4 protein-coding genes are annotated in these 4647 nt (G+C 50.3%); all 4 read right to left on the minus strand.

Going from position 1 to position 4647, the window contains the following annotated elements:
- A partial coding sequence (locus QWL29_RS26265) for an IS1/IS1595 family N-terminal zinc-binding domain-containing protein (protein ID WP_441295517.1) occupies nucleotides 1–279 on the minus strand: 279 nt, incomplete at its 3' end.
- Between the two features lie 842 nt (nucleotides 280–1121).
- Nucleotides 1122–3164 (minus strand): AAA family ATPase, encoded by a 2043-nt coding sequence (locus QWL29_RS26270; RefSeq protein WP_305825805.1) that lies wholly within the window; start codon nucleotides 3162–3164, stop codon nucleotides 1122–1124.
- Nucleotide 3165: 1 nt separating this feature from the next.
- Nucleotides 3166–3606, minus strand: a complete 441-nt coding sequence (locus QWL29_RS26275; protein WP_305825806.1) for a hypothetical protein — start codon at nucleotides 3604–3606, stop codon at nucleotides 3166–3168.
- A 5-nt stretch (nucleotides 3607–3611) separates the two neighbouring features.
- A complete protein-coding gene (locus QWL29_RS26280) occupies nucleotides 3612–4538 on the minus strand; it encodes a hypothetical protein (protein ID WP_305825807.1) in 927 nt (308 codons plus the stop codon).
- Nucleotides 4539–4647: the final 109 nt, after the last annotated feature.

Below are 4647 nucleotides of genomic sequence, written 5' to 3' on the forward strand. Positions count from 1 at the left end.
CAGCCGCAGGCGTGCCAATGGGGTGCCGGTCAAATCGTTGAAGGTACGCCGGCACGCGAAGCAGCGGTAGCGCTGCAGGTCGTTCGCGTGGCCATGCCGGTGCCAACGCTCGCACCGGCAATAGGGGCAGCGGCGGCCTGGGGACCGGCATTGTTCGGTCAGGGCAAGCACCTGGTGCAGCCCGGCCGCCGGACGCAAGGCGTCGAGGACCCGCAGCCGCTGGGGCTGGTTGAGTGCGGGCAAGGCCGCAAACCACTTCGTGAAGCGAGGTGATTTCATGGTCATTCCGTATTGATGGCGATACGGCTTGGACCGCGAATGAGCTCAGCAGTTCAATCCTCATCCATAGCTAACGGTGACACCGCCAAGAAAAAGCGGCAGCCCCCCGATGGCGGGCTGCCGCTGTCGACCCTGCCTTCGTTTTACAGCTCGCTCGAGCGTACGGCGCTTGCGCTATCGGAATCGAGGCCGTTCACATCACGCACGTTCTTTTGCTATGCATCTTTCTTTTCGTAAACATCCCGCNCCGCCAAGAAAAAGCGGCAGCCCCCCGATGGCGGGCTGCCGCTGTCGACCCTGCCTTCGTTTTACAGCTCGCTCGAGCGTACGGCGCTTGCGCTATCGGAATCGAGGCCGTTCACATCACGCACGTTCTTTTGCTATGCATCTTTCTTTTCGTAAACATCCCGCTTTTCAGACTTTTCTCTCCCGCAAAAATGGTCCGGTGTGGATAACTTATGTCTGGTAGCGGCGAAAAACTGTAAACAAGTCGCGTGCTAAAAAGTTGTTTACAAATACGCGGACGCGCTCCCTTGTGGCTGGGAGTGCCCACGCGCAATACGTTGCCTTACGGCTACTTTGGACGCGCGGGTCGGCGACGGCGTACTGGGGGGTCCCAGTAAGGACATCGCGCTAGATACCATACTTTCATGCTACGACCTGATGCTACCGCGGACTGCTATATTCCTAGACAATGACTCTGAGGGCAAGGTAGATTAAGTCGCCTCACTACCTGGAACGCCTCGCGATAAGATGCACTTTACTTAAATGGCGTACGAGAGAGTCTTCTAGCTACAGCATACTTCCGACCAATTCGACTGTTGGTTATGTAGTTATAAAACCTAGAAAAGTGGCTGGATGGATTTTGCGCCCAGCTCAACCAGTTCAAACTCGATTCCTCTTGTGACTTCCTTGAAAACCTCAGGGGACTCATCAAACGAAGCGGCTACAATTCCTTGAAGCAGTGGAGCACCAACAATCTGCAATAAAAGTGCTCGCTGACTAGATTGCGCCATTGAATGCTGTCCCGGCTCATCAAGCAACAGAATACCAGGATGGCGCCCACCGCCGCCTGGCAAGGATGACGCTTGATGTAATGCTAGCAAATAGCTAAGTATCAGCCGCACAAAATCACTTGCGCTGGAGTCTGCCTTAATATCCGTCTTAATTTCGCGCAGTTCGATATTCTGTAAAAACGGAACCAACGTTTCGTCGTTGACATGGATGTCTTTGACCTCAGCACTCTCATACTCGAATGAGCTTGCATTAGCACGAAATAGTTTTTCGAATACCCGAATCTTTCGTTTATCTTCTTCGGAATAATACTCCTTTGGAACCACCTTTCGTCGGCTCTGATTGGCTTGAAGCTGTTTAGCGAGCATTTGAAACTTACCAATCAACTTGTCGAGCTCCGCTTGTGCGGTTTGCAGTCGCTCAATCTCCGTCTCGATTTGAACCTGCCTGCGGATTAGCGCTCGCGATTCAACAGCATCGGTAGCCACGTCAGAACGAAGCGCAGCAAGCCATTCACGGGTCTCACTCATTTTTCTGCTCAAATCGTGGATGAGTGCGTCGCTCTCCGCTGCTGCATTTCTACCGCCCGCAATCTGCCGCTCAAGCATTCGCGCCTGTTTTTCCAAGTACAGGACGTTCGTTTCGAGGTCCATTTGGGGCCCCTCAATTAATCCAGTGAGCAGCGAATCTTCCACCGTCTGATGACAGGTCGGGCATCGGTCACTCGCTAGCGCTACTTCGAACTCTTCAGCACCAAGCTTTCTTAATTTAAGAGCCGTCCTGTTGCGAGCAAGGTCATCCGCAGCCTCTTTGTAGAGTAACTCATACTCTTGCACAGATGCCCTTTGGTAGGCCAGCGTACTCACAGCGGTATCATACAAATTTGCTAGTCGGAAAAGCTCCTTTTTGCCGAGGTCCAACGCAGATTCAGCTTCGCTCGATTTCGGTTCCGGGCCAGTGGTAGTTCGCTGTTCAATTCTCTCGTGCTCAGACTTTAGTTTCGCTATATACGTGTGCAATGGGAACAGCTCGTCACCATCTCTCTTTTGCACTACAATTTCGCTTGTGAGAAAGAGTGCAGAGACTTTGGAGGGAACATTCGCAACATCAAAGCTGTTATCTTGGCTAATGCTCTGCAAGGCCTGAAAGGCGGAGTCCCACGCCGTTGCAATCGCCACTGATTCGGCGTTCAGACGGTTGCGCTCAGCATTAGTCGAAAATACATCAAGGTCAAGTAAAAATTCGACGACACGAGTGCGCGCGTCTCTTATACCGAAGAACGGGATGTTTGCAATATAGTCAGTCCATCCCCGCTTCTGCTCAACAGCGATAGCAGCGAAGATTGCCTGCAAATAAAGCTTTGTACTACCGCCGCTAGTAGTCGGAACACTAGGAAGTTCATAACCCAAGAATTTCTCGAGTAGATTATGAAATCCTTCAGCCTTTTGTGCGCCGCCGGCATCATGCAAATAGGTCGGGCGTATGCGTGAGGTGTGCGGCCGGTCAGTAAGCCAAGTCCCGTCTAAGACCTCAATCAGCTTAGAACTCTTCTGCGGGTCACGAATTGCCCGGCGAAATGTAAGTACCTCACCTGAGCCATTCGTAACCTCCAAGTAAACCTCGGAAGCAAGCACCTCAATACGGCGCCCCTCATACATGAAGTGGTCCTTGGTCGCATATGGGAGGATAGCTTCGTTTTTTCCGCCAGCGATTTCTTCCATCCCGAGCGCATACAGAAGGCAAAGAAAAAGCGTACTCTTGCCTGATGAGTTGTTACCTCTAATAATAGTTAATTTTTTTCCGAACTTTACGAAGAATCCGAAATCGCCTTCGCCAGTTGCAACCCGCAACTTGACCGCGTTAATGCGCATTTTAGTTCCAATCTTTAACGACTTTATCGACCATTGCTTCTGTAATACCCTTACCGATGACAGCCAAATCCGTGCGCTCTTTGGAAAATATTTCAGCGTCTTTCAAGGCTTCTTTAATGAAACTCGAGCCGTGGTTAGTCAACTGATATCCGTTTGAAATCGATTCTATGAATCGCTCAGCAATAGCGTAACGCAATGCGATTGCCAAAGCGGGGTCAAACCCCCATGCTGGAACTAACAAAGTACTGCGAGCTGCTGCCTCACGCAACGCAACAATTCGTCGCTCTGATTTAAGTGCCCAGTTAAAAAGATGCAGTCGGAGTACACTTGACTTCTTCCCGCGCGAGAAGTGCAAGACAAGAAGTATTTGGGCAATTTTGTAAAGTGGCCGGTGCTCAGGCAATACGGGTGTCGGGCGGCGTATGAATTTTAGTTTGGCCATGCAATTCAGTCGAAATCTAGTTCACAAACTGCAAGCCATCGAGCTACGATGTGCCGTGAGACTCGTTCTGCTTCCGTTAAATCGACCTGCGGACCTAACTGTGTCGTAATCCTGTGCGTCAGGCCATCTCTTACCCTGGCAACTAATTCTTCCGCCGGTCCAGACCAAGTGTCAGTGAGTTCAGTCACCGCCAACTCATATTCGCTTACAATACGCATTAATTTGATGTACACCGCTGGAGCTAAGCTATTTATTCGACCTAACACTGCGCCGTGCTCCAAGAAAGCCGATTGAGTCTGGTCAAACAGTGAATCTAGTCTTCGCTGAAATTGAGGATGAGCGGATTTTGGAGCGAGTCGGACTTCGGTTTTGCGTCGCAAATTTGCTTCATATTCTCCCGGGGGGCCACTGAGACTCGGCAACAGCCGAGGACCGACGTCAAAATTTAACGCCTCTCCGTTCAATGAGCGAATAGCATTAATTTCTGTATGGTAGTAGTCTGCATCACGCAAATAAATCGTGAACGCTGGGTCGAGTATTGGTAGATTCCAAGAACGTACCTCCAACTCTTTCGTTCTCGCGTGCGATATAAGCTTATGACGGTCAATCTCAGGAGTTACGAAGTGCCACTCACGGATTTTTAGTGAACCAATCCGCTGAGCAATTTCGCTCGAATAGGTACGAAGTTTCGCAAGGTCGGTCGTAATTTTATCCCGCTGCTTTTCGTATAATTCAGTAGGGTTATAATTGTGGTCCGGGCAGTAACACTGAAAGCCTATTCCACTTTGAAGTGTAAAACCCTCGAGACCAAAGTCACCTGGAGAAGCCGGGATTTCGTGGTATCCTGCGCTTTCATATTTTCTTTTGAAAACGAGCTGGCACAGACTTTCCCAGGATTTGCCATCGAATAGCCCGATTTTGGTTACTAGCATGCTGCTCCATTTCGAATACGCGACGACCTGTCGAACTCACAATAGGCTTTAGAAGACAATCTACTTGTCAAGTCCCGTTTGATCGTAAACGCGTTTAACGAATAATTCT

Origin of the sequence: Massilia brevitalea, from assembly GCF_030711405.1 — a bacterium.
Taxonomy (GTDB): Bacteria; Pseudomonadota; Gammaproteobacteria; order Burkholderiales; family Burkholderiaceae_D; genus Telluria; species Telluria brevitalea.